Raw genomic sequence first — 21302 nt, 5'->3', positions numbered from 1 at the left:
GCCGTACGCGCGCGCGGCGTCAGGGCGCGCCGGTCAGCGCGCGGGCGGCGGCGTAGATGAGGGCGGCGAGCAGCGCCGAGGCCGGGATGGTGAAGATCCAGGCCCAGACGATGCGGCCGGCCACCCCCCAGCGCACGGCCGACAGACGGCCGTCCACGGCGCCCACGCCGACGATCGCGCCGGTGATCGTGTGCGTTGTGCTCACCGGGACGCCGAGCGCGGTCGCGCCGAAGAGCGTGGCCGCGCCCGCGGTCTCTGCGGCGAAGCCGCCCACGGGCTTCAGCTTGGTGATCTTCATCCCCATCGTCTTCACGATCCGCCACCCGCCCGACAGCGTGCCCAGGGCCATGGCGGCCTGGCAGACCAGCACCACCCAGACCATCGGCTGCACGCTCGCGCCGCCCTCCTGGACGCCGGCCGAGACGAGCAGCGCCGTGATGATGCCCATGGTCTTCTGCGCGTCGTTGCCGCCGTGCCCGAGCGAGTAAGCCGCCGCCGAGAGGAGCTGCAGCCGCCGGAACCGGGTGTCCACCATCCCGGGCGTCCAGGACCGCCCGAGCCGCCGGATCGCCCGCATCAGCGCGAACCCGACCACGGAGCCGAGGAGCGGCGCGACCACGATGAACGCCGCGGTCATGCCGAAGATCCTCGTGTCGAGCACCGAGATGCGGCCGGCGCTGAGCACGGCCGCGCCCGCGAAGCCGCCCATGAGCGCGTGCGAGGACGACGAGGGCAGGCCCCACCACCAGGTGAGCAGGTTCCAGACGATCGCGCCGGAGAGGCCCCCGAGGATCACGTTGGGCGTGATGAACGCCGGCTCGACGCCCTTCGCGATGTTGCGGGCGACCGTCGGCTCGAACAGGGCGAACGCGATGAAGTTGAAGAGCGCTGCCCAGACCACCGCGGTGCGCGGGGAGAGCACCCGCGTCGAGACCACGGTGGCGATGGAGTTGGCGGCGTCGTGGAAGCCGTTGATGAAATCGAAGACCAGCGCCACGACGATGATGGCGATGACGTAGCTGGTCATGCGTGCTCGAGCACCACGCCCTCGATGATGTTGGCGACGTCCTCGCAGCGGTCGGTGGCGTTCTCGAGCTGATCGTAGATGTCGCGCCACTTCATGACGAGCAGCGGGTCGCTGCCCTGCTTGAAGAGCGCCGCCAGCGCCACGCGGTAGTGCGCGTCGGCGGCGTTCTCGTGGCGGTTGATCTCGACGCAGAGCTGGAGCAGCCGGTCGCGGTCCTTCATGTCGCGGAGCGAGCTGGTCGCAGCGCTCATGGTGACGCACGCGGTCACCACCGACTCCGCGAGATGGCGCGCCTCCGGCAGCGCTGTCTGGATCTCGAAGAGGACGATGCGCTCGCTGGCGGCCTCGATGCAATCGAGCACGTCGTCGAGCTTGGTGATCAGCGCGTGGATCTCCTCCCGGTCGAGCGGGGTGATCCATGTCTTGTGCAGCGCGGCCAGGCACCGGTGGGTGATCCGGTCCCCCTCGTGCTCGATCTCCTTGATCTTCTTGGCAATTTCCGGGGCGTCCTGGAGCCGTTCGAGCATGTCCAGGAGGAGCTCGCTCGCGGCGACGCTCTTCTGCGCGTGCTCGGCGAGGGCGTCAAAGAAGACAGCGTCGCGGGTCAATCCCATGGCCACGGCTTAACCCGCCGCCGCCGCGCGCGTCAACGCGCGCAAACATTCACAAACAACCCGTTGTGCGACGCAAACAATCGACGTCGGCTCAGCCGCCTGGGAGGCCCACTGCCGGTCCAGCCGATCAAGTACGTTGAAGAGTTGCAACTCCGGTGTTCTTCGAGGACGGGCGGGGGGCGCACCTCCGCGCGCTCGAGTCGTGCGGGCTGCTGACGTGCGACCTGGGCACCGGGCCGCGCGATGGCGTGACCGCAGCGCTGACGCTGCAGGGAGAGCGATCGCCGCGGATCGGCGGGCGGGGCGGGGGAGGCGAGGCCGGGCGAGGCGAGGAGGGCGCTGGGCGGTCACCACGAGAGCTCCTGGAACGACGGGACGCTGCTGCCGGCGTCGAAGACGACCATCAGCTTGCCCGGGGACAGCGAGGGGGCGATCCCCTCGGGTTTCAGCCCCGGGAAGCGTTGCACGAGGCGCGGGGCGAGCGTGCCGGCCTGCGGGCCGTCGACGCGCCACAGCGCGCCCGCGTCGCCGTCCGCCGTGGAGGGCGTGGACGCGATCGCGAGCGAGCCGTCGGGCAGGAACAGCAGATCGGAGATGCCGCCCGGCGCGGCGCGGCCCGCGAGATCCACGTCGAGGCGCGCGCGCGCCCACGGCGAGAAGCCGGCGTCCTCGAGGGGCCTCGGGTCCACCGGGAGCTTGCTTTGCTTGCCCTTGCCGGCGTTGACCGCCGCGGGTCGCCCCGCCGGGAAGAGCGCGCCCGGCGAGGCGATCCGCCAGATCATCGCGTTGCCCTGCGCGTCGAGCGGGGCCTTCAGCCCGAGGTAGAGCGCGCCCTTGTGGAAGGCCAGGCCCTCGATGTCGAGGTCGCGCGTCCCGTGGGGGAGGCCGAGCGCCGCGGCGCGCTCGGGGCTCGCGTCGAGCATCTCGGCGAGGTGGATCTCGCCGTCGACGCGGAAGCCCGGGCCGTCGCTGCGCAGGCGGAGGAGCGCCGTGCGGCCCGGCTTGCGCCGCCCCTTCCTGTTGTGGCTCTGCGACGAGAGCAGGTAGATCTCGCCCCCGTCGCCGGCGGCGATCCCCTCCACGTCGACGAACTCGTCGACGCCCTCCACGGCGACCGGCTCCGGGTGGACGTCGCCGGTCGCGGACATCGTGAAGAGCCACGGCGCGCCCTCGCCGTCCTCGCCGTCGTGGCCGGTGTCGTCGCTGACGATCAGGTAACGCGCCTCGCCCGGGCGGGCGAGGATCCCCGAAGGCTCGAGCCGCGATCGCCGCGAGAGCGCCGGCGGCACCCTCATGGCGAGCGCGCGCGCTGTCGCGGCGGGCGGGGGCGCTGTCGCGGCGGGCGGGGGCGCTGTCGCGGCGGGCGGGGGGGTGGCCGCGGCCGATGAGGCGGCGGGTGGCGGCGGCGCGGGGGCCTGCGCGCCGCGGGCCGGCGTGAACACCACGTCGAACGCCTGGCCGGCGAGGAGGTTCATGGGGTGGTCCAGCGCGACGGTGACCTCGCGCCCCCACATGGGCTGCCGCGGCGACGTCCAGCAGCGCAGGGGCAGCTCGGCGACGAGCGGGCCCAGCGCGACGATCTTGCCGGGGAGCGCCTCGCTGCGCTGGCCGCGGATCCAGAGCCGGGCGGCGTCTCCTTCGGCGAGGCCGAGCGCGAAGCGCTCCGGGACGCAGGCGACGACGTTGCCGCGCGGGCTGACCACGCGCACCACCGGCTCGCCGGGCGCGGCCACGTCGCCGACCTGCTTGTCGACGCCGGCGACGCGCCCGCCGTGGGTGGCGCGGAGCGCGTAGCCGGCCCGGCGCTGCTCGAGCAGCTCGACGTTGCGCCGGGCCACGAGCAGGTCGGCCTCCAGCTTGGCCGCGGTCGCGGACGGCTGCCCCTTCAGCGCTTGCAGGCGCCGCTCCGCGGCCTGGATCTGCCGCGACAGGAGGCCGATCGTGCGGGGCTTCTCCGCGGCGACGGCCGCGGCGGCGGCCTGCTGCACGCTGAGCTTGGACAGGTCGTCGAGGACGGCCATCCGGTCCTCGACGAGCCGCTTGACCCTGGAGACCTCGCCGTCGAGCACCCTGGCCTCGGCGCTCACCTGGCGCTGCTCCTCGCGCTGCCGGGCCAGCTCGCGCTGCAGCTCCTCGACGCTCATGTCGAGCTCCTGCGCGAGGAGGCTCTGCTCGGCCCGCCCCTCGGCCTCGAGCTGCGCCGCCTCCGCCTGGGCGACGGCGATCTCGGCGTCGATCGCCGAGGTGTCCAGCAGGGCCACGATCTGCCCCGGGGCCACCTCGTCGTCGAGGCTGACGTGGATCGCCGCCACCCGCGCGATCTCGGTCGGCGCGAGCGCCTGGATCACCGGTTGCTCGAACCCGACGATGGGCCCGCGCTCGCCGTCGCCGAAGTGGAGGTACGCGGTGACGCCGAAGGTGGCGACCAGGCAGATCCAGGGGGCGGCGTCCTGGAGCGCCGCGCGGAGTCGGTGGGGGAACATCATCGGAGGATCCTCGCGAACGGCGCAATGAATCATCGGTGCGAGCCATCATGGCGTCGCCACGCTCGTTCCTGGTGTCGTGAGAGAATGAACCACAGAGGCACAGAGGGCACAGAGGGCACAGAGGAAAGAGAAGAAACAAATGATTCTCTCTCTCTCTCTCTCTCTCTCTCCTCTGTGCCCTCTGTGCCTCTGTGGTTCATATTCTTCTCATCACGAAACCAGGAGCGAGCGTGAGAGACACGGTGATGGTCCGCTGCACACCAGGGCTGCTGTGGCCCCTGGGTCCAGGCGATGTGCGATATGCCGGGCGAGCGCAGGGCCCGGTCCCTGATTCAGAGATCCAGCGTTGGCTCCTGCAGCATCAGGGAAACGTCGTGCACCCCCGGGAGGGCCTGGAGGCTGGTGACGAGCGGCGTGCGGAGGTCGACGGCGAGGACGCTGATCTGGTAGGCGTGCTCCATCACCGTCCCCTGCGCCGCCTCGCGCAGCGTCACCAGCGAGAAGGTGCGGCAGTGCGCGCGGAGGATCCTCGTGATGGCGTCCTCCAGCCCCGGTCCCGAGGGCGCGACGAAGCGCAGGAGTCCATCCGGCTGCCGGCGCGCGCCGTAGCCCGTGACGTGGAGGAGCACGGCCCCGCCCCCGAAGATCGACGTCCCCGCGATGGCGGTGCCGTAGGACTGGAGGCCGCACGCCATCCCCACGCCGAGCGCCGCGAACACGAAGATGATGTCGCGCGGGTCGCGCATCGTCGTGCGGAAGCGGCCACGCTCAGGCCGCCCGCGACGCCGATGCCCGCGGCGATGTTGGTGCCGACGGCGAGCATCAGCATGCACGTGATCACGCTGCCCATGGCCATCCCGTGCACGACCGTCCGCGCGTACGACAGGCCGCGGAAGGTGACCATGTACACGCCGGCGATCGTCTGGCCCAGCCCGAAGGCGAGCAGGAGGGCCACCACGGCCTTGCGCCACTCGAAGGCGCTCCCGGTGATGACAGGCTCGAACAGCTCGAACATGGTGGCTCTCCGCGCGGCGCCCGCCGGTCAGCGATCCCTGTGCGTCACTGCCCGAGGAACGTGGTCACGTCCTGCTGGCGCGCGCTGGCGTGCGCGATCAGCGCGTCGAGGGCCTCGTTGAACGAGGCCTCCGATTCCACGAAGGTGTGCCCCTCGATCTCGCCCTCCGGGCCGACGACGTACGGCGCGATCAGCGCGTGCGCCTCGCGGAAGCGCTGCTCGGCGACGGCCGGCTCGTACTCGACCTGCACGGTCCGGGCGAGATAGCCCCGGTACGTCTCGGCGTAGACCGGATCGTCGAGGAGGAGGCGAATCAGCGGCCATTCCTCGGTGATCTCGTCCAGCGCGAGGGACATCCCCGGTCCGCCGAACCCGCCCGTCGAGAACGCGAAGCTGTGATCCCAGGGGATCCACCGGAGCTGGCCGTTGCTCTCGGCGTCCGCGTAAAGGTAGTAGTTGTGCGGCATCCGGCCGTACTGGTCCCAGTCCTGGATCACGGTGTTGACGGCGAGCCAGCGCAGGAAGCCGTCGACGTCGAAGCGGGCCTCCAGCCCGGCGCGCCACGCCGCGGCGTCGGTGCGGTCCGCGTGGAGCGCGTCGAAGAGCGCCTGGGCGTCCGAGAAGTCGGCCTCGTCCTCGTTGTTCTCCTTGCCGAGGGTGTCCGGCGCCCAGGTGGCCCAGGTGGCGCCGGCGCCGTCGGGCTTGTAGAGGTTGCCCTCGTCGTCGCCGAACTGGGTCCTCAGGAACACCTTGTCCGAGGGGAGCTCGACCCCGGTGTACAGCCCGAAGTAGGTGGGCCCGTCCCCGTGATCGACGAAGACGCGGTAGAAGGCGGTCGCGGGCACGGGGACGCCCGCCTTGCCGAAGATCTCGGTGGCGATCTTCTCGCGAAGGAGCGACTGGTCCGCCGTGCCGTTGGACAGGCTCAGGTTCTTGAAGCCGTGGAACCGCTGGTCCTTGATCTCCGGATACTCGTCCTCGAACCTGTCGAACGAGAGGCGGAGCGGGAGCTTCGAGATGCCCTGCGACCAGGACATGGCAAGGCTCGAGTTGCCCTTGAAGCGGATGCCGACGTGACGCCACGCTCCGCCCTCGGTCGCGACGTCGCACTCGACGTAAACGGGCGTTCCGTCGATCAGATCGACGTTGCCGCCGCCTGGCCCGCCCGGCCCGCCGGGGCCGCCGCTCGGTAAACAAAACAGGCGGCCGTCGCTGAACTCGGCGCACGTCCCCGCGAACTCGTCGCCGAAGAGCTGCGCGGTGCAGGCGTCGTCGACAGCGAGGCCCTCGCACGCGGCGAAGAGCTCCTCCGGCGGGCCGGCGTCGGGGTCTCCAGGACCGCCCTCGCCGCCGGGGCCGCCGGGGCCGCCCTCGCCGAACGGGCCCACCAGCTCGGTCATGTCGTCGAGCAAGGCCTGCCAGTTCTCCGGCGTGATGGTGATGTCGAGGCGCGGCACGCGGTCCTGCGGGAACGCAGCGCCGTAGTCGGGCTCCTCCTTGGCGTCGTCGCCGCCGGTGCCGTCTCCCCCCGTGCCCTGTCCTCCCGTGCCTCCCCCGGGCGTGCCCGTGCCGGCGGTCGCGCCCGCGCTCGCGTCGTTGTCGGGGGCCGATTCACCGCAGCCCTGAAGCGCCGCGGTGGCCAGCACAAGGGCCGCTGCCGCGGTTGTAAGGAATCTAGTCTCCATGAAGTCACTCCCGTGGACGCGTGGTCCGCGGAGATGCTGTGACGGAATCGTGTGACGCGGATGAAGGAATTGTTTCCATATGTGAAGGCCCCTCGACGGACCCGCCCGCGCCGACGGAGCGCGTGCAGGCGCTCGTCGCACACATCCGCCAGTGTGCTCTGCGCGCGTTCACGCAACGTGTCGATCGTACTGCGACACAGAATCGGCTTGACATTGGCAAGCACATCTGTGCTCCTTATTGTAAGGACCGATCACTTTGATCGGTACACAGCTTGTCGGACGCCGTACGCGCCCGCGACGCTGGAAGCTCTCTCAGCACATCCACCGCGCCCTGGCGCGTGGACCCCGTTCCGCGTCCTCCATCGAAAGAAACGGCAAGGTAGCTCTATGTCCCTCTTCGTCTCACGCAGCCCAGCTGTTTTCCTGGCCCAGGTTGGTTTGCTCGCCACGGCTTCCTGGGGCTTCGCCGGGTGCGGCCCGGCGGATCGCCCGGACGGTCCTGTCGGAGCTCACGGGGATGCCGTCGTCGACGGCGAGCCTGGCGACGAGGGCGATGAGGGCAGCGCCGGCGAGGCAGCCTCCTTCGCTTCGCGCGAGATCACCCGAGGCCTGCAGTATCCGATGCGGATCGTCCTGGGTCCGGACGGCTTCCTGTGGCTGACCGAGCGCGTGTCGAAGCGGGTCCTGCGCGTGCGGCCGGAGGACGGGCAGCAGACGACCGCGGTCACCATCGAGGAAGCGTTCCAATCGGGGGGACAGGACGGGGTGCTGGGCCTGGCCCTGCACCCGGATCTGCTCCAGGGCAAGGGCAGAGACTACGTGTACGTCTCCTTCACCTACGACGTCGATGCCGGCCCGACCGTGGACCGCAGGACGAAGATCCGCCGCTACACGTACGATCCGGGGACCGAGACCCTGGGGAGCCCGTTCGACGTCATCACCGGCCTGCCCGGGAGCGACGATCACAACTCCGCGCGGCTCGTCTTCGGCCCGGATCGGAAGCTCTACTACACGGTCGGGGATCAGGGGAACAACCAGTTTGGCAGGAAGTGCCTCCCCATCCGCGCGCAGGAGCTGCCCACCGCGGCGGACGTCGCGGCGCACGACTGGTCGAGGTACGTCGGCAAGGTCCTGCGCTTGAACCCCGACGGCTCGATCCCGCACGACAACCCGCGGATCGACGGCACCCGCAGCCATGTCTATTCGTACGGCCACCGCAACGCGCAGGGCCTCACGTTCGGCCGGGGCGGCAAGCTCTACGCGAACGAGCATGGGCCGAAGAGCGATGACGAGCTGAACCTCATCCTGCCCGGCAAGAACTACGGCTGGCCGCACGTCGCCGGCTATCAGGACGACCAGGCGTACACGTACGACAACTGGTCGGCCTCGAGCCCGACGCCCTGCGAGGCGCTCGAGTGGAACGACCTCGAGGCGCCTCCCTCCGTCCCACAGCAGGAGGAGAGCGCCTGGAGCCACCCCGACTTCCGGGAGCCGCTCCTCACCTTCTACACCGTAGAGGACGACTACGACTTCAGCACCTCGGTGTGCGGAGAGCAATTCAACTGGATCTGCTGGCCCACGATCGCGCCCTCCTCGCTCCACTACTACCGCGCAGGGCGCGGCGTCCCGGGGTGGGGGAACTCTCTCCTGATCACCAGCCTCAAGAGGGGCTCGGTGTTCCGGGTGAAGCTGAGCGCGAACGGGAAATCCGTGGTCGGCGAGCCTGTTCGCGAGTTTCATACCAGCAATCGCTACCGCGACCTCGCGATCGGCCCGGACCGCCGGACATTCTACGTGATCACGGACCCGGCGGGGGGCACGAGCGGACTGACCGATCTGGGTACGACGGTCCTGGACAACCCGGGAGCGATCCTCGAGTTCAAGTACACGGGAGCGCACTGAGCCAGCGCCCGAGGAGCCGGGCCTGCGTCGTACCGGCGCAGGCCTTGCCCGGCTCCTTCAGGACCTGATGGCGAGCCGCGCGTGCGCTCGTCACGCCGCCCCACGCCTCCTGGCTCAGCCAGGCGGATCGCTCAGGGCGAGCAATCGATCTGAGGGGGCAAGCTCTTGAGCAGCGAGCACCCCGGACGTCCGCATTCGATGGCGCAAGCGGCCTCCACCGTGGTGCACACCGTGCCCCCGCAGCGCTTGAGGTCGAAGCATCCGCTCCCTACGGGGCAGATGCCGTGTTCGCCACAGCGCGCGAGCGCATCACAACGCGGCGCGGCCGCCTGCTGGACGCCGGCAGCCGACGCGGCTGGGCTCTCCGCGGGCTGACGTTCGGTGCTCGGCGGCTGTGGGTGGGGCTCTTGCGCCGGAGCGACGGCGGCTTCAGCCGGAGCGCCGGCGCCCGAGGCAGGCGGTGAGCTGCGCGGTTCCTCGCGTTCGGTCCCCGCGCCCCCGGCGCGGCTCGAGCTGACGCACGCCGAGCCGCAGGCGGCGCTCGTCGCCCTGGCGAACGACAAGGAGCTGAGCGAACGCCAGCGTTCGGCGGCTGCATACAGCCTGATCGCCACGCAATGGCCGGACGCGAGGTCGATCGACGCGCTGATCGGCTGGCTCGAGCATGACACCCTGAGCGAGTACGCGCTCTACGGACTTGGCACGTTCTCGCGGCACCTGCGCGCGGCAGGGCAGATCGAGGCGTCGAAGCGCGCGGCCGAAGCGCTGCTCGCGGAGCTGCCGAGATCGCAGCACACCAGGCGCGTCCACGTGCTCCGCGGGATCGCCAACTCGGGTTACCCCGGAGCATTCGAGGCCGTGCGACCGCTGCTGAACGACAAGGACGAGTCGATCCGAGCGGCTGCCATCGAGTCGATCCGGCTGATGGACCGTCCCGAGGTGGACGGCATCCTGGTGGAGCAGCTCAAGGTCGAGCTCGCGCTCAACCTGCGGCTCGCCGCGCTGAACGCCGCCTCGGTGCGCAGCCCGTCGGACGCCCTGGTCCGGGGCGTGTCGGAGCTCGCGACGGGCGCTCCCGAAGCGCAGAGCCGACTCAAGGCCGTCCAGCTCCTGGAGCGCTGGCTCCGCGCGCGTCCCGACGTGCGCCCCACGCTGCAACAGGTGGCGGACAACGAGGACGAACGCGAGGGCGTCCGGCGCGCGGCGCAGGCCGCGCTCGCGGGGCTGACGGGAGGTCGACCATGCAAGCTCAACTTCGACTGCGCTACGCCCTGTTGCTCGCGGCCGTGGGATGCCAGCCCGAGGCACGCGCGGAGGTCGCGGCAGCCGACGCGCCCGCGCGCGCGGAGCTCACCGCAGCCAGCCCAGGTCCCCGGCCGGCGGCCGCGCCCGGGCCGCCGGTGAGCCCAGCGACCGCGGCGCCCGGCCCTGCCCGGCGCGCGAGCGCGACGGGCGCTGCCGGCGTCTGCGAGGGCCAGTGCGCCACATCGCAAGCGCTCGGGTGTTTGCACGCGGATCAGTGTCTTGCCGCCTGCGCGGCCATGCAGGCCCAGGCGCCTTGCAGCGCCGAGATGCAGGTCGCTCTGGCCTGCTTCGCGCGGCAGCCGGCGAGCGCCTGGGCGTGCGGTGAAGAAGGGGTGCCCTCCGTGAAGGAGGGCACCTGCGACGCCGAACAGGAAGCTTACGTTCGGTGCGTGGAGCGCTCCTAGCGGCGCTCCCTCGACGCCTCGGGTCGGCGGTCATCCAGAAGCGGGCTTCTGACGGCGACCCTCCGGGCGCTTCGCGGCCCTGCGCGGGGCAGACGTGCTGCCCGGCAGCCTGCCGCTGCCCCGCTCGGACAGCTTCTTCTCGTACCAGGGTATCGTGGAGCGCGCGCGGACGGCGTAGGCGAGCGCGATGGCGCCGAGGAGCGGCAACGCGACGTAAGCGGCGGAGTGGGCGGTCACGTCGGGGCCGACCGCGCTGGCGGCGGTCCACGATGGGACATAACGTGCCTTCAGCCGCTCGACCCCGCGGAGCCGGCCAAAGGTGGCATGGGGCACCTCGTCCGAGAAGAGGACGCCGTCGGCGGCCTGCATCGTGACGACGAAGCGGGTGTTGTCGCCGTCGCGGTCTTCCTGCTCTCGCAGCTGCGTCACGCGGACATCCACCGTCTCACCGAGCCAGCGGCGCGCGTGGAAGCCCGCGAACGCGGCGTTGAACGCCAGCGACGCGACCACGGCGGCGACGGCCCACCGCCGGTGGAACGCCGCCCTGCGCGCGAACCGCTGGTCGAGCGGCTCGGACGAGACGAGCATCGGCTGCCCGCGCCGGGGCACGAGCACGTCCCCCAGCGCCTTCTCGCGGTATCCCTGGGCCGGCGCCTCGGGATCCGGCGCGCGCCGGAGCTCGCCGAGCGCGAAGACCTTCTCGCCGGGCATGATCTCGGCGACCCGGATGCGCCGGGTGAGATCGACCCGGATCATGCCGTCGAGCGCGTCGACGAGCATCACGTCCTCGCCCGGCTCCACACGTACGAGCGCGCCGGAGGCGTGGCGAAGATAGAAGGGGTGGACACGGACCTTGCGGCCCGTCTCGACCCACTGGTGGCTCCAGACGCCGGAGCTCTCGGACTCGGTCCCTTCCTGCTCGACCTCGACGCGCACGGCGACGTCCGCCCCTGGCGCCCGCTCGACCGTGCCCACCACGATGGCCTCGCCGGGCGCGAGCGCGGCGTCGCCCTTGAGCGAGGCGTCGGCCCGCGCGGCGGCCCGGCGCTGCCGGCGCGACAGCCGGAGCGCGATCGCGGCGAGGACGAGCAGGCCGGCCGTCGCGACGGCATCCACCAGGACCGACGACATCCCGGGGTCCAGGTGATAGCGGCTCACGAGCAGCCACAACCGGTGTCCCATGGCGCGCCATGAGAGCGCAATCCGCGGCGCCCGTGCGAAAAACCCGGCGCCGGCGCCGTCTCCTCGCCGGACACCGGGGCCTCGCCGGAGGGCGCCGCTGTCCGGCGATCCCGGCGAGGGCGCCGGACCCTTGCCGTCCCGCGCGCCCCGCGCCTACACCCGGCCGCGCCCACCTCCCGGAGGAACGATGTCCGCGCCGCCGCCTCCCTTCCACGTCCACGAGCCCGGAGCGCCCGGACCGGTCGTCGTCGAGGTCCCGCACGCGGGGCTGCTCGTGGACGAGGCCGCGGCGCGCTTCACCCGCGTGCCGGAGCGCGCCCTCGCGGCGGACGCGGACGTCGCGGCGGACGCCCTCTTCGGCGACGCCCCGCTCGAGGGCGCCGCGCTCATCGTCGCGACGCTGAGCCGCTACGTCATCGACCTCAACACCGCCCCGCGCGTCCCCACGCCGTACGAGGACAAGCTCCCCTACGGGCTGCGGGAGGTGCGACGGCGCTCCGCCAGCGGCGAGCAGTGGCTCGAGAGCCCGCCGCCGCGCGCCGAGGTCGAGCGCCGCGTGCGCGACGTGTTCGAGCCGTACCACGCCGAGGTCGCCGCGCGCCTCGCCGCCGCGCGCGCGCGCGGCGGCGTCGCGATCCTCGTCTCGGCGCACGCGTACCCCGACGTCCTGTTCCCTGGCGCGGCCGACGTCGTGCTCGGCACGCGGGGCGGCGCGTGCGCGGCCGGCTGGGCGCGCGACGCGGTCGTCGAGGTCGCGCGCGCGCACGGCCTGTCGCTCGCGCTGGACGACCCGTTCCCCGGCGGCCACGCCCTCGAGCGGCACGCGCGCCCGGGCGACGGGGTGCACGCGCTCCAGATCGAGATCTCCCGCCGGCTCTACTGCGACGCGCGCGACCTCGCCCCGCGCCCCGAGGACGTCGCGCGCCTCCGGCGCTTCACGCGCGGCGTCCTGGCCGCGCTCACGGCCGCGTCCGCCGCGCGGTGACCCCCCCGCGCGCCCGCCGCGCGCCCCTCGGCCGCGCGTGTCGTCGAACCGTCACCATCCTGAGGTCTGCGGCGCATGTGTGTGCACATCTCATGCTGGATCCACGTCATCCACCGCGCTGTCGGCGGACGTGCGCATGTTGACGCCGTGACGCGAAGCACGGACATTCCGCGCTCGGCACCAAGGTCAGGGACGGGGAGGCTCTCCATGCGCCACGACGGATTTTCGTTCACGTGTTCGGCGCTCGCCGGCGTCACGTTCATCGGTTTCCGGGGCACCGAGCACGTCTCCCAGCCGTACGAGTTCGAGCTCTTCTTCTCGGTCCCCGCGAACACCGACGTGCGCAAGGCGGTGGGCGAGCGGGCGACCGTGCGCGCGACCCGCGGCGACGGGAACGAGCCGTTCGTCCTGCATGGGGTCCTCGCGAGCGTGCGCCTGCTGCACCAGAACGCCGAGCGCGCGCTGTACCAGGCGCTGCTCGTGCCGAAGCTCTGGCTCCTGCGCCACTTCTGGCGCAGCCACGTCTTCACGAACCAGCCGGTGAAGGAGTTCCTCGCGGCGACGCTCCAGAGCGGCGGGCTCGCGGCCAGCGACTTCCGCTTCTTGATCGACGAGGGGGACTACCCGGTCGAGGAGTTCGTCGCGCAGTACCGGGAGACGCACCTCGCGTTCTTCCACCGGTGGCTCGAGCGCGAGGGCCTCTACTACTTCTTCGAGCACCCCGACGACGGATCGAGCGAGGTGCTCGTCGTCGTCGACGACCGCGGGCTGCACGACGATTTCCCGGGCGGCGGCGCGGTGCGCTACATCCCCCTCTTCGGCGACGACGTGACCGCGCCGCCGGGCCTGAACCACCTCGAGCAGGACGTCCAGTGGCTCCCGAAGACGGTCACCATCGCCGACTACAACTACGCGAACCCGTCCGCGTCGGTGAAGGGCGAGAGCAGCATCACCGCGAACGGGCTGGGCGCGATCCGCGAGCACGGCTACCGCGTCTTCGTGCAGAGCGACGCCGAGCGCCTCGCACAGGTGCGCGCGCAGTCGATCGGCTGCCGCGAGGTGACCCTGCGCGGGAGCGGCGACGTGCTCGGCCCGCGCGCCGGGTACCGGTTCTCGCTGGAGGACCAGCCGGGCGACGTCGGCGAAGAGTGGCTCGCGCTGGAGGTGCACCACGCCGCGTCGATCGCCGCGATCACGCCGGAGATCGCGCGGCTGACGCGGCTCTCGGACAGGCACACCTACGGCGTCAAGCTGCTCGCGATCCCGGCCGACGCGCAGTTCCGCGCGCCGCAGACGACGCCCTGGCCGCGCATCTACGGGTTCGAGAACGCCGTCGTCTGCGGCCCCGCCGACAGCCAGTACGCCCAGATCGACGCCGACGGCCGCTACCTCGTCCGCTTCGAGTTCGACACGAGCGGGCTGCCCGACGCGCGCGTCTCGACGCGCGTGCGCATGATGCAGCCCCACGGCGGGACCACGGAGGGCTTCCACTTCCCGCTGCGCAAGGGGACCGAGGTGATGATCGCCTTCCTCGGCGGCGACCCGGACCGGCCCTTCATCGCCGGCGTGGTGCCCAACGCGCACCGGCCGAGCGTGGTCGGGGAGCGCAACCACAGCCAGAACATCATCCGGACCGGGAGCGGCAACCAGCTCGTGCTCGAGGATGAGCAGGGCAAGGAGTTCATCTTCCTCCACACGCCGAACAACCGCACCGGCATCTACATGGGGACCCCGAGCGCCGGCCACGGCTCGGTCTACACGGGCGACGGCGAGACCCAGATCGGCTCGTTCCTGTCCCCCGAGAACGCCGACCCGGCCATCGCGGGCAGCAGCCTCGTCAGCGTCGCGTTCAGCTACCTCGAGACGACGGCGGCGAACGGCGGATCCTGGATCGGCGGCGACTGCTGGGAGAACGTCGGCGGGAACAAGTCCAGCATGGTCGTGGGCAACCTCTGGGCGGGCGTCGGGGCGACGTACACGCTCCAGGTCACCGGCGCGGCGACGGAGACGTACTACGCGACGCGCACGACCACGATCAAGACGGGCCGCGTGGACACCGTGGAAGCCGGGGGCATGAAGCAGACGATCACCGGCGGGATGGAGCTGACCATCACGAGCGGCGGGATGAAGCACGACGTCCACGGCACGTACACGCAGACGATCGAGCCCGAGGGCTCGTCGACGGTGACCGGGCCGTGGAAGCACAAGGTCACGGCCGAGAATTTCGACGACTACAAGAGCTGGAAGACGGAGGTCGCCACCACCTGGGGCGGCCACTTCGGCGGGAACGTCGACCTGTCGAGCGACACGAGCTTCGTGATCAAGGCGCCCGACGCGAAGATCTCGGCCACCAACCTGAAGTGGGAGGTGCTCGGGTTCACGTTCGACCTCACGCCGAACAAGCACGAGCTCTACGTATACAAGGGCGCGAGCGGCGTCCTCAAGACCGACCACGCCGCGCTGTACCAGACGCTGTACGGGGTGAAGCTCGAGCTCGTGGGGATCAAGCTCGACTACATCGGGATGGACAAGAAGGCCGCCGCCATGAAGCTGGTGGAGGCCGGGTTGATCCTCGCGCTGAGCGGCTCGGCGAACATCAGCACCGCCCCGATCAAGGTCAGCTCCGCCTTCGTCACGAAGATCTGAGCGCCGATGCGAGTCGTCAAACCCCTCAAGGTGCCGGTGCTCACGCGGGTCGTCGAGATCGCGCGGCGGCTCAGGTTCCACGTGGGCGCCATGGTCGCGTTCCCCCTCGACGCGCCGCGCGCCCTCATCGACGAGATGACCTTCTGGCAAGCGGCGACCGCGGCGCTCGGCGGCCTCCCGCTCGACGACGGCATCGCGAAGGCGCGCGGCGAGCTGCTCGTCGCGGGCCGGTGCCACGCCCCGGAGGGCGGGCGCGTCGCCGCGTCGTTCGTCCGCGCGCGGCTCGGCTCCATCGACAAGCGCCTGGCCGTGCTGGGCGACCGGCACTGGACCGGCCACGGCTTCACCGAGCCGGAGCCGTTCTCGGAGATGCCCATCGACTGGGCGCGCGCGCTCGGCGGGCCGAAGGATCCGGCGAACCCTTACGGCAAGGGGATCGAGGAGGTCGAGCGGGGCGGGCAGCGCGTCCGCCCGCTCCCGAACGTCGAGCACTACGGCGCGCTGATCCGCTCGCCGTCGGACCGCCCGGGGCCGGCGTGCTTCCTCCCGATGGACGTGACGTTCGCCCAGCGCCGCGCCCGCGCAGGCACGTACGCCGCGGACTACGCCGAGAGGTGGGCGCCCGGCCTGCCGCCGGACGTCGATCCCTCGTTCTTCAACGTCGCCTCGAGCGACCAGTGGAGCGCCGAGCCCTTCCGGGGCGACGAGGCGTTCCTCGTCGAGAACATGCACCCGGCGCGGCCGCGCATCGAGGGCGCGCTCCCCGGCCTCTCCGCGCGCGTGTTCGTCACCCGCCGCGACGCGGGCGGCGACGTGTTCCAGGAGCTCCCTGTCCGCTGCGACACGGTGTGGCTCTTCCCCTCGGACAACCTCGGCGTCGTGATCTTCCACGGCGCGACGCCCGTGGCCGAGGACGACGCCGCGGAGATCGTCGACCTCGTGGTCGCGTGCGAGGAGATCGGCGGCCCCCGGCCGATCGAGCACTACCGCGCGGCGCTCGCCCGGCGGCTCGACAAGGACCGGGGCGCGATCGCGGGCCTCAGCGACAGCGATCTCATGCCGCCGCGCGAGTCCGGCGTGGCGGCGAACATCGCCGGGTTCGACATGATGCAGTGGATGAAGAGCGAGAACCTGGCCGCGCGGAACCAGCGCCGCGGCGCGGAGCGGGCGCGGGAGCGCCGCCGCCAGGAGCTCCTCTCGGACGGCATCGACCCGGCGCGCTTCGGCCTCGACGCGCCGCTGCCGGAGGAGGAGCCGCCCCCGCCCGTCGACGACCTCGACGCGCTCGTCGTGTACCTGGACGCCGCGTCCCGCAAGCTGGAGGAAGAGGAGGCCAGGGCCGCCCGCGCGAAGGAGGAAGCCGAGGCGCGCGCGAAGGCGCAGGCGGCCGCGATGGGGATCTCCGAGGCGGAGCTCCGGCGCGGCGAGGGCGAGGAGGCCCCCGGCGGCCCGCCGGCGTTCTCGGCCCGGGCGCAGCTCGCGCAGTACGCCGAGCTGGCCGAGGCGGGGCGCCGCGGCGGCGTGCCCAACGTGGAGCTCGAGGCGATGCTCGCCGATCCGGCCTTCCACGAGCAGCTGCTCCGCCTGGAGCGGGCCGCGCGCGACGGCTACCGCGGCGGGGCGCATCTCCTGCCCGCGGCCCAGCCGATGACCGCGGAGGCCGCCCAGATGGCGCGCGTCGTCGTCGAGGCGGCGCGCGAGGCGGGCGAGCCCCTCGACGAGCGCGATCTCACCGGCGCGGATTTCCGCGGGCTCGACCTGCGGGGGGTGAGCTTCCAGCGCGCGTTCCTCGAGGGGGCCGACCTCAGGGGCTGCGACCTCTCCGGCGCGGCGCTCGAGGGCGCGGTGCTCGCCAAGGCCGACCTCACGGGCGCGAACCTGACGGGCGCGCGCCTCCGGGGCGCGAACCTCGGCAAGGCGAACCTCTCCGGCGCCGCGCTCGAGGGCGCCGATCTGACCGAGGCGATCCTGATGGGCGCGAAGCTCGCGGGGGCGCGGCTCGCGCGCGCGAGGCTCGAGCGCGCCGACGTCCTGCAGGTGGCGTGGGACGGCGTGGATCTGTCCGGCGCCGAGCTCGTCGCCTGCACGTTCCTCCAGGCGAGCTTCGCCGGGGCGAACCTCGCCGGGGCGAACCTCGAGCGGGCGATGCTGCTCGAGTGCGCGCTCGACGGCGCGGATCTCTCGGGCGCGCGGCTGCACAAGGCGACGCTGATGAGCTGCACGGGGGCGCGCGCGCGCTTCGCGGGGGCGCGCTTCTCCGAGGGGGTCGCCATCCACAAGAGCGGCCTGCCGGAGGCCGACTTCCGCGACGCCGTGCTCGAGAAGACCTGCTTCCGGACGACGGACCTGCGCGGCGCGCGCTTCGACCGGGCCCAGATGACGATGACCGACCTCTCGGAGGCGGACGCGACGGGCGCGATCTTCGATCAGGCCGTCCTGAAGGGCGCGCTCCTCATCCGGACGAACCTCGAGCGCGCCTCGCTCCGCGGGTGCAACTTGACCGAGGCGATCCTCTCGAAATCGCGCGTGGCCGGCGCCGATTTCACGGGCGCCCAGCTCTGCCGCGCCGATCTCAGCCGCGCGCGCGGCGACGACCGGACGACGTTCGCCGAGGCGGCCGTCGAGTTCACCCGGTTCGACCGGCACGGGGCGCAGGCCGCGGGGGGCGCGACATGAACCGCGACGAGCTGCTCGACAAGATCCGCCACGGCGAGCCGATCCAGGCCGTGGACCTCTCCGGGCTCGATCTGGCGGGCGCGGATCTCTCGGGCGCGGTGTTCGACCGCGTCCGCCTGCCGCGCGCGCTGCGGGGCGCGCTCATCAAGGAGTCGACGTTCACGGAGTGCGACCTGTCGGGCGTGGACGCCGCGGGGGTCGATCTGCACCTGACGACGTTCTTCCAGAGCCGCCTCGACGGGGCGACGCTGACGGGGGCGAAGGTCATCGGCGCGAGCTTCGTCGAGTCGACGCTCGAGGGCGCGGGCCTCGCGGGCGCGGAGGCGCAGGTCGCGACGTGGACGAAGTGCTCGCTCGCGCGCGCCTCGTTCGAAGGGGCGAACCTCGACCGGGCGAACCTCATCGAGGTCGCGGCCGGCGGGGCGGATCTCTCCCGCGCGAACCTCGAGAAGGCGACGATGTACAAGCTCGACCTGCGCACGGCGCGGCTCGACGGCGCGAACCTGACGCTCACGACGCTGCTCGAGTCCGAGCTCGGCGCGCGGGCGTTCCAGGGGGTGAAGCTCTTCCGAACGCAGTTCATGCGCGGCAGCGTCGCGGGCTCGAGCTTCGCGGGCTGCGACGCGACGCAGTGCAACTTCACCGGGGCCGACGTCTCGGGCTGCGACTTCTCCGACGCGATCCTGACGCAGGCGCTCTTCGGCGAGGCGAACGCGGCGAGGGCGCGGTTCCCGCGGGCGATGCTCCGGAACGCGATCCTCGAGCGGGCCGCGCTCGCGGAGGCCGACCTCTCCGGCGCGGAGCTCGTCGAGGCGTACGCCGCCTTCGCCTCGTGCCCCGGCGCGCGCTTCGTCGGCGCGAAGCTCACGTATGCGGATCTCTCGCACTGCGATCTCTCCGGCGCGGATTTCTCGCAGGCATCGATGTTCCGCACGAAGCTGCACCGCGCCCGCCGCGACGGCGCGCGGGTGCCGGGCGGGGCCGGCTGGCTCGGCGACGACGACAAGCTCGCCGCGATCGAGGACTGGAAGCCGCGGCGCGGCGGTGAGCGCGATGCGCAGCGCCAGTGAGCCGTTGATGTTCCCCGTGAACGCCGCGAAACTGGCCAGGCGGCGCGCTTGCCCTGGACGGGCGGAGCCAGGCCGAGGAGATCCGAGATGCAGAGCACGGCGTCCCGCGAGCCCGTGACGGTGGCACACGACGACAGCGCCGAGGAGGACCTCCTCGCCGCGGTGGATCTGCCGGCTCCCGGCGCCTCGCCGCCGCGCGCGCCGTCGCTCGAGACGGGCGTCGTCCGGGGCACGGCGTCGGGGCTCCTGGTCGAGCTCGGCGGCGGGCCGGTCCTCGCGCGGCGCGCGAAGAGCTGCCTCACGGCGCCCGACGCTGGCGATCGCGTGCTCTGCGCGCTGGACGGCGATCAGGTCTTCGTGCTGGCGGTGCTCGAGGGCGAGGCGGGCGCGACGACGCGGATCGTCGTCGAGGGCGACCTGAAGGTGCAGGCGACGGGGCGGATCGGGCTCGGCGCGGGCGACCAGATCGAGATCGCGGCCGCGAAGGAGGTGGGGCTGTTCGCGGGCAAGCTCCAGGTCCGCGCGCAGGCGGCGGTGGCCGCGATCGAGGAGATCGGGCTCGTCGGCCGGTCGCTCGACGCGCACCTCCAGAAGGCGGTCGTCGTCGCCGAGCGCCTCGAGGCGCGCGCCGACCGCCTGGTCCAGCGCGCGAAGCAGGCGTTTCGCTTCATCGAGGCGCTCGAGCAGGTGCGCGCGGGCGTCTTCGACGTCCGCGCGGAGGGCCTCGCGGCCGTCCGTGGGGAGAACACGATCGTCGCGGCGCGGACGCTCGCGAAGCTCGACGGCGAGCAGGTCAAGATCGGCTGAGGCGGCGCGCCGCGCGGCGCCGCGGACGCCAGGGAGGACGAGGGGAGAAGCGATGCTCGCGAAGACGACCGCAGGGGGGATGTGCCTGGCGTTCCCCGACGTGTGCATGACGCCGACGCCGGCCCCGGTGCCGATCCCGTACCCGAACATCTCGCTCCATCCGATGAGCGTGGCCTTCGTGCCGAACGTGCTCGTCACGTGCGCGCCGGCGCACAACATGCTGACGGTCGCGCCGCTCACGATGGGGGACAACCCGGGCGTCGCGCTCGGCGTCGCGTCCGGGATGGTGATGGGCCCGTCGCGCAACGTGACGGCGGCCTTCACGGTGATCGTCGGCTGCGCGCCGATGACGCGCCTGACGAGCCTCTCGCTGCAGAACAGCACGAACGCGCTGGGCATGGCCATCGTGCCGAGCGTCACCACCGTCCTCGTGCTCTCTCCGTGAGCGTCGCGCGCTCGACGCCCGAGGTGGACGTGGCCCCGCGCCATGGGGGGCCGCTCGCCGAGGCGCTCGCGAAGCTCGACGAGGCGATGCGCCCGCCGCGGGCCAGCAGCGTCGATCCGGAGCGGCGCCGCGTGGCGGCCCGGCTCGCGGACCTCGTGCGCTGCGAGGACGACGAGCTTCCGGCCTTCGCCCGGCGGCACCTGCCCGGCCGCACCGTGGAGGAGCCGGCGCTGCGCGACGCGCGCGAGCTGCTCCTGGCGATCGGGCGCGTCCTCGGTCCGGAGGCCGAGAGCGCCGAGGCGCTGGGGGTGCTCCAGGACGTGCACCGCGCGCTGGAGGAGCGGCTGGAGCACGCGAGGCAAGCCGCGGCGCGGCGCGAGGCGGAGGCTGCCTCCGCGGAGGAAGCAGCCGCGGAGGAAGCTGCCGCGGAGGAAGCTGCCGCGGCGGAGGCGAGCGCGCCGGCGCTGTTGGGGTCGCTCGCGGAGACAAGCGTGCCGGCGCTGTTGGGGTCGCTCGCGGAGGCGAGCGCGCCGGCGCTGTTGGGGTCGCTCGCGGAGGCGAGCGCGCCGGCGCTGTTGGGGTCGCTCGCGGAGACGAGCGCGCCGGCGCTGTTGGGGTCGCTCGCGGAGACGAGCGCGCCGGCGCTGGCGGGGTCGCTCGTGGAGACGAGCGTGCCGGCGCTGGTGGGGTCGCTCGCGCCGCTTTCTCGGCCGGGCGGGGTGCTGCCGTTCGTGTCCGCGCCGGCGCTGGCGCCCACGCCCGTGACCACAGCTGCCCCAGGTGTGGCCGCGCCCGCCTGCGGGGAGCCCGTCAGCATGCGCTCGCCGCCTCCGCTCACGCTCAACCAGTACGCCGGCCTCGTCGTCGCGTGCGAGCTGTACCCCGCCTACGTGGAGAGCACGCACGCGCGTTACGGAGTCCCGACCCCCGCCGCGCGCGCCGCCCTCGACGCCTTCTGGGCCGCCCGCCTCGCCACCGACCCGGCCCTGGCCCAGCGCTGGCCGGAGCTCTGCGAGGCCGCGCGCAGGTACTTCCTGGAATCGCGCTGAACGC

General features: G+C 72.4%; 15 protein-coding genes. 9 read left to right on the top strand and 6 right to left on the bottom strand.

Annotated features, from left to right (window positions below):
- Positions 1-19: 19 nt before the first annotated feature.
- The 5 genes from WME76_RS21960 to WME76_RS21940 form a co-directional block, all read right to left on the bottom strand.
- The gene (locus tag WME76_RS21960) at positions 20-1027 is read right to left on the bottom strand and encodes an anion permease (protein ID WP_437962031.1); all 1008 of its coding nucleotides are present in this window, start codon (positions 1025-1027) and stop codon (positions 20-22) included.
- Entirely contained in the window at positions 1024-1641 is a 618-nt protein-coding gene (locus WME76_RS21955) for a DUF47 domain-containing protein (RefSeq protein ID WP_437962030.1), read from the bottom strand. Before WME76_RS21955 ends, WME76_RS21960 begins: the two co-directional genes overlap by 4 nt.
- Before the next feature lie 347 nt (positions 1642-1988).
- Entirely contained in the window at positions 1989-4127 is a 2139-nt protein-coding gene (locus tag WME76_RS21950) for an HlyD family secretion protein (protein WP_437962029.1), read from the bottom strand.
- Between the two features lie 332 nt (positions 4128-4459).
- The gene (locus WME76_RS21945) at positions 4460-4873 is read right to left on the bottom strand and encodes a hypothetical protein (protein WP_437962028.1); all 414 of its coding nucleotides are present in this window, start codon (positions 4871-4873) and stop codon (positions 4460-4462) included.
- A 313-nt stretch (positions 4874-5186) separates the two neighbouring features.
- Positions 5187-6827: a CotH kinase family protein gene (locus tag WME76_RS21940; protein WP_437962027.1), complete on the bottom strand. Its 1641-nt coding sequence runs from the start codon at positions 6825-6827 to the stop codon at positions 5187-5189.
- Between the two features lie 438 nt (positions 6828-7265).
- Here WME76_RS21940 and WME76_RS21935 point away from each other — a divergent pair, with 438 nt between their 5' ends.
- Both WME76_RS21935 and WME76_RS21930 read left to right on the top strand, forming a co-directional pair.
- Positions 7266-8729 (top strand): glucose/sorbosone family PQQ-dependent dehydrogenase, encoded by a 1464-nt coding sequence (locus WME76_RS21935; RefSeq protein WP_437962026.1) that lies wholly within the window; start codon positions 7266-7268, stop codon positions 8727-8729.
- 381 nt (positions 8730-9110) lie between these two features.
- Entirely contained in the window at positions 9111-10133 is a 1023-nt protein-coding gene (locus WME76_RS21930; RefSeq protein ID WP_437962025.1) for a HEAT repeat domain-containing protein, read from the top strand.
- Positions 10134-10468: 335 nt separating this feature from the next.
- Here the strand turns inward: WME76_RS21930 and WME76_RS21925 are convergent, their stop codons facing one another.
- Positions 10469-11620 carry a hypothetical protein gene (locus WME76_RS21925; RefSeq protein WP_437962024.1) on the bottom strand — a complete coding sequence of 384 codons (1152 nt, stop codon included), beginning with the start codon at positions 11618-11620 and terminating at the stop codon, positions 10469-10471.
- 187 nt (positions 11621-11807) lie between these two features.
- On the opposite strand from WME76_RS21925, the gene WME76_RS21920 reads away from it, so the two are divergent.
- From WME76_RS21920 to WME76_RS21890, 7 genes are all read left to right on the top strand, one after another.
- Positions 11808-12605 carry an N-formylglutamate amidohydrolase gene (locus WME76_RS21920; RefSeq protein ID WP_437962023.1) on the top strand — a complete coding sequence of 266 codons (798 nt, stop codon included), beginning with the start codon at positions 11808-11810 and terminating at the stop codon, positions 12603-12605.
- A 207-nt stretch (positions 12606-12812) separates the two neighbouring features.
- Positions 12813-15251: a type VI secretion system Vgr family protein gene (locus WME76_RS21915; RefSeq protein ID WP_437962022.1), complete on the top strand. Its 2439-nt coding sequence runs from the start codon at positions 12813-12815 to the stop codon at positions 15249-15251.
- Between the two features lie 6 nt (positions 15252-15257).
- Positions 15258-17927, top strand: a complete 2670-nt coding sequence (locus tag WME76_RS21910; protein WP_437962021.1) for a DUF2169 family type VI secretion system accessory protein — start codon at positions 15258-15260, stop codon at positions 17925-17927.
- A complete protein-coding gene (locus WME76_RS21905) occupies positions 17924-18997 on the top strand; it encodes a pentapeptide repeat-containing protein (protein ID WP_437962020.1) in 1074 nt (357 codons plus the stop codon). Before WME76_RS21910 ends, WME76_RS21905 begins: the two co-directional genes overlap by 4 nt.
- A gap of 87 nt (positions 18998-19084) precedes the next feature.
- Positions 19085-19804, top strand: a complete 720-nt coding sequence (locus tag WME76_RS21900) for a DUF3540 domain-containing protein (protein WP_437962019.1) — start codon at positions 19085-19087, stop codon at positions 19802-19804.
- Positions 19805-19856: 52 nt separating this feature from the next.
- A complete protein-coding gene (locus WME76_RS21895; RefSeq protein ID WP_437962018.1) occupies positions 19857-20249 on the top strand; it encodes a DUF4150 domain-containing protein in 393 nt (130 codons plus the stop codon).
- The gene (locus WME76_RS21890) at positions 20246-21298 is read left to right on the top strand and encodes a hypothetical protein (RefSeq protein ID WP_437962017.1); all 1053 of its coding nucleotides are present in this window, start codon (positions 20246-20248) and stop codon (positions 21296-21298) included. Before WME76_RS21895 ends, WME76_RS21890 begins: the two co-directional genes overlap by 4 nt.
- The last annotated feature ends 4 nt before the right edge of the window (positions 21299-21302 follow it).

Origin of the sequence: Sorangium sp. So ce119 (genome assembly GCF_051524405.1) — a bacterium.
Classification (GTDB): domain Bacteria; phylum Myxococcota_A; class Polyangia; order Polyangiales; family Polyangiaceae; genus Sorangium; species Sorangium cellulosum_G.
This window is presented reverse-complemented; position numbering and strand designations above follow the sequence as displayed.

Coding starts and splice junctions, on each gene's coding strand:
- WME76_RS21960 (WP_437962031.1), bottom strand. CDS start 1,027: ATGACCAGCTACGTCATCGCCATCATCGTCGTGGCGCTGGTCTTCGAT.
- WME76_RS21955 (WP_437962030.1), bottom strand. CDS start 1,641: ATGGGATTGACCCGCGACGCTGTCTTCTTTGACGCCCTCGCCGAGCAC.
- WME76_RS21950 (WP_437962029.1), bottom strand. CDS start 4,127: ATGATGTTCCCCCACCGACTCCGCGCGGCGCTCCAGGACGCCGCCCCC.
- WME76_RS21945 (WP_437962028.1), bottom strand. CDS start 4,873: ATGCGCGACCCGCGCGACATCATCTTCGTGTTCGCGGCGCTCGGCGTG.
- WME76_RS21940 (WP_437962027.1), bottom strand. CDS start 6,827: ATGGAGACTAGATTCCTTACAACCGCGGCAGCGGCCCTTGTGCTGGCC.
- WME76_RS21925 (WP_437962024.1), bottom strand. CDS start 11,620: ATGGGACACCGGTTGTGGCTGCTCGTGAGCCGCTATCACCTGGACCCC.
- WME76_RS21920 (WP_437962023.1), top strand. CDS start 11,808: ATGTCCGCGCCGCCGCCTCCCTTCCACGTCCACGAGCCCGGAGCGCCC.
- WME76_RS21915 (WP_437962022.1), top strand. CDS start 12,813: ATGCGCCACGACGGATTTTCGTTCACGTGTTCGGCGCTCGCCGGCGTC.
- WME76_RS21910 (WP_437962021.1), top strand. CDS start 15,258: ATGCGAGTCGTCAAACCCCTCAAGGTGCCGGTGCTCACGCGGGTCGTC.
- WME76_RS21905 (WP_437962020.1), top strand. CDS start 17,924: ATGAACCGCGACGAGCTGCTCGACAAGATCCGCCACGGCGAGCCGATC.
- WME76_RS21900 (WP_437962019.1), top strand. CDS start 19,085: ATGCAGAGCACGGCGTCCCGCGAGCCCGTGACGGTGGCACACGACGAC.
- WME76_RS21895 (WP_437962018.1), top strand. CDS start 19,857: ATGCTCGCGAAGACGACCGCAGGGGGGATGTGCCTGGCGTTCCCCGAC.